The sequence below is a fragment of the Burkholderia sp. PU8-34 genome, from assembly GCF_053427725.1.
This window is the reverse complement of the sequence record NZ_JBSAXC010000112.1, coordinates 1-206: the sequence shown is the minus strand read 5'-3', so window position 1 is coordinate 206 and position 206 is coordinate 1. Positions and strand designations below refer to the sequence as shown.

Genomic DNA, 206 nt, shown 5'->3' with positions numbered 1-206 from the left:
TCTTTTGCATGCGTTTGCGCCATGTAGACGACCGGCGCCAGCACTTGCGTCGTACTGCCGTCCGGCAACGTGACGGTCTGATTGACCAGCCACACGATATCGCTCGTCAGCACGTCCATTTGCGCGGCTGTCAGTGCGATTCCGGGCATCAAGCCGAATGCTTTCGCGTAGTTCGCGCCGTTCGTCATCAGCGCCCGATATTCGTC

Annotated in this window: 1 protein-coding gene; it reads right to left on the bottom strand. The window is 59.2% G+C overall.

Annotated features, from left to right (window positions below):
- Positions 1-206: hypothetical protein (locus tag ACV22Z_RS35965; protein WP_448080973.1), on the bottom strand; the 206-nt coding region annotated here is incomplete at both ends.